1 protein-coding gene is annotated in these 3,550 nt (G+C 62.8%); it reads right to left on the bottom strand.

The genetic code is table 11. The features are described 5' to 3' along the window. A partial coding sequence (locus DD606_RS24185) for an Ig-like domain-containing protein (RefSeq protein WP_129259330.1) occupies window positions 1-3,550 on the bottom strand: 3,550 nt, incomplete at both ends.

Raw genomic sequence — 3,550 nt, 5'->3', positions numbered from 1 at the left:
GGCCGCCGATCGTGACGGTGACCTTATCGCCCGCCGCCGCGCCGGTGGCGGAGCCGCTGATAATCTGCGCCTGATTGTGTTCAGCCACGTTAATCACGTCGTCGCCTGCCACGGTGTGGATGGTCACCGCAGGTACGGTGACGTCCACCGTCAGGGCGTGGTCAACCGACGCCGGGTTACCCGCCTTGTCGCTCACGCTCGCGGTTACGGTGACGCTGCCGTCGGTTAATCCTGCAAGGTCAGCTGCCGGCACGTTCAGCGTCCAGCTGCCGTTCGCGCTGACGGTTGTGGTGTAATCTTTGCCGTTCAGCGATACGGTCACCGTCTGGCCTGCTTCGGCGGTGCTGGTGCCGGAGATTGCAAGGTCGGACTGTGCTTCTGAGGCGTTGAGGATATCGTCGGTGGCAATCGTGTTGATGGTCACGGACGGCGCGGTAGCATCCACGCTGTACTCGCGGCCCGCAGACGCGCTGTTGCCGTTCACGTTGGTGACGCTCACCTGCACGCTGGCGTCACCGTCCTTCAGGCCAGCCAGATCCGCAGACGGCACCGTGGCGGTCCATTTACCCTCAGCGTCCACCGTGGCAGTGTAGCTCTTGCCGCCGAAGGTGATGGTGACGGTTTGATTTTCCTCTACATTCGCGGTGGTGCCGGAGAGCACCAGATCCGCACCCCTCTCGGCGGCGTTGATCACGTCATCGGAAGCGATGGCGTCAATGCTGATCGCGACGTTTGCCAGATCCACGGTCACATCATGGTTGATAGTCACCGGATTGCCCGCGCTGCTCTGGCCTTCAACGTTCACGGTGACCGTGCCTGCGGCAAGGGCACTCACGTCCGCAGAAGGGATCGCCGCGCTCCAGGTGCCGTCTGCCAGCACCGTGGCTGCATAGGTTTTACCGTTTACGGTGACGGTCAGCGCTGTGCCCGCCGTCAGGCCGTCGCTTGAACCCGTGATAATCAGATTCTGCCTGTGTTCGATGCTGTTAATCACGTCATCGCCCGCTACGGTGTCCACGCGCAGGCCCGGCAGATTCGCGTCGATAGTGATATCGCGCTCTCCGCTGCCGCTGTTGCCCACGCCGTTCGTGACGCTGGCGGTCACGGTCAGATCGCCATTGCCCAGCGCGGTGAGCACAGATTCCGGTACGCTAACGGACCAGGTCAGATCGCTCTGCACCGTTGCGGTGTAGTTATGGCCGCCGATAGCGACGGTCACGGTGTTGCCCGCTTCGGCATTCACCACTGTGCCGCTAATGGTCTGGCCGGTTGCCAGCTCCGCCGCGTTGATCACGTCGTCGCCCGCCACGGTGTTAATGATGACGCCAGGCAGCACGGATTCCACGTTCACGGTGTGCGAGGTGCTGGTGCTGTTGCCGACGCTGTCCGTTGCGGAGGCCGACACGGTGTAAAGCGCTTCACCCAGTTGCCCCACCTCGCTCGCCGGAACGGTTGTGGTCCATTGGCCATTGGTATCCACCGTGGCGCTGTACGCTTTGCCGTTGAGCATCACGGTGACCACCGCGCCCGCGGCCAGCCCGGAAGCCGTACCTGTGATGGTCAGATCCTGCGTTTTCTCACTGCTGTTGATCACATCGTCGCCGGACACGGTGTCAATGGTCAGCACCGGCGCAGTGAGGTTGACTTCAACCTCGTGCGTTGTGCTGTTGCTGTTTCCGGCTTTATCGGTCAGTGCCGCGGTGATGGTGTGATCCCCGGCGGTCAGGGCACTCACGTCCGCCGCAGGCACGCCCACGCTCCACCTGCCGGAAGCGTCCAGGGTCGCCGTGTAATCTTTGTTATTGATGGTGACGGTCACTACGTCGCCCGCCGCCGCACCGGTCACGGAACCGGTGACAATCAGCGCCTGCGCATGCTCGGCGCTGTTGATCACGTCGTCGTCGGAAACGGTGTTAATGGTCAGCTGTGGCACCGTGGTATCCACCAGCACATCGCGGTCCGCCAAGGCCGGGTTACCCGCCTTATCCGCGACGGCTGCCGTGATGGTGTAACTGCCGTCGGTAATCGCGCCGATATCCGCAGACGGTACGGTGACGCTCCAGCTGCCGTTCGCCTGTACGGTGGTGGTGTAGTCCACGCCGTTAAGCGTCACGGTGACGGTCTGGCCCGCTTCGGCGTTGGAGACACCGTTAACGACCAGATCCTGCTGCGCTTCGGCCGCGTTGATGATGTTGTTGTCGCTGACGATCTCGATGGACACCGTCGGCGCGGTGGCGTCCACGCTGTACTCGCGGCCCGCCGAGGCGCTGTTGCCGTTCACGTTGGTGACGCTGACCTGCACGCTGGCGTCGCCGTCTTTCAGGCTACCTAAATCGGCAGACGGTACGGTCGCCGTCCAGTTGCCGCTGGCATCCACCGTCGCGCTATAGGTCTTACCGCCGAAAGTGATGGTAACGGTCTGGTTTTCTTCCACGTTGGTGGTGGCACCCGACAGCACCAGATCTGCGCCTTTTTCTGCCGCATTGATTACGTCGTCGGTAGCGATAGCGTCAATGCTGATAGCAACCGTCGCCAGATCGACCTTCACGTCGTGGCTGATGGAAACCGGGTTACCCGCCGCGCTCTGGCCGTCAACGGTCACGGTGATCGTGCCTGCGCTCAGCGCGCCGACGTCAGCCGCCGGAATAGCTGCACTCCATGTCCCGTCTGCCAGTACGGTTGCCGCGTAGGTTTTGCCGTTGACGGTGACCGTCAGCGCCGATCCGCTCGCCAGACCGTCGCTGGAGCCGGTGATAATCAGGTTTTGACCATGCTCGATGCTGTTGATCACATCGTCGCCTGCCACGGTATCCACGCGCAGGCCCGGCAGGCTGGCATCAATCGTGATGTCGCGTTCGCCGGTGCCGGTGTTGCCGTGGCCGTTGGTCACGCTCGCTGTTACGGTGAGATCGCCGTTACCGATAGCGGTTAAGACGTCAGACGGCACGTTAACCGACCAGCTCAGGTCGTCCTGGACCGTCGCGGTATAGGTGTTGCCCCCGATACCGATCGTGACAGTGTCACCGCTCGCCGCGCCGCTCACTTTCCCGCTCAGGGTTTGTCCGGAAGCCACTTCCGCCGCGTTAATCACGTCGTCGGTGGCAACCGCATTAATGGTGACCTGCGGCAGCGCGCTGTCGACCAGCACGCTATGGCTGGTGTTCGCACTATTACCCGCAGTATCGGTCACGCTGGCCGTCACGCTATAGCTCGCTTCGCCCAATGCCGAGACGTTTGCCGCCGGAACGGTGACGCTCCAGTTACCGCTGGCATCGGTGGTGGCGGCGTAACTGATACCGTTCAGGGTTACGGTGATGCGGGTCCCGTCCGGCTGGTTGCTGGTACCGGAGATCAACAGGTCCTGGCCTTTCTCGGTCGCGTTGATCACGTCGTCAACCGCCAGGGTATTGATGGCAATCACCGGCGCGGTCAGGGAGACGTCAAACGCGTGCGTCGCGCTGGTGCTGTTGCCCGCTTTATCGGTGACCGTGGCGGAGATCGTCTGATCGCCGTTAGCCAGCGCGCCCACGTCTGCCGCCGGAACGCCCAC

It is taken from the genome of Enterobacter cloacae complex sp. GF14B (assembly GCF_004136805.1).
Lineage (GTDB): Bacteria > Pseudomonadota > Gammaproteobacteria > Enterobacterales > Enterobacteriaceae > Enterobacter > Enterobacter hormaechei_C.
Note: the sequence above shows the minus strand (reverse complement) of the source record. Positions and strands in the feature narration are given on the sequence as shown.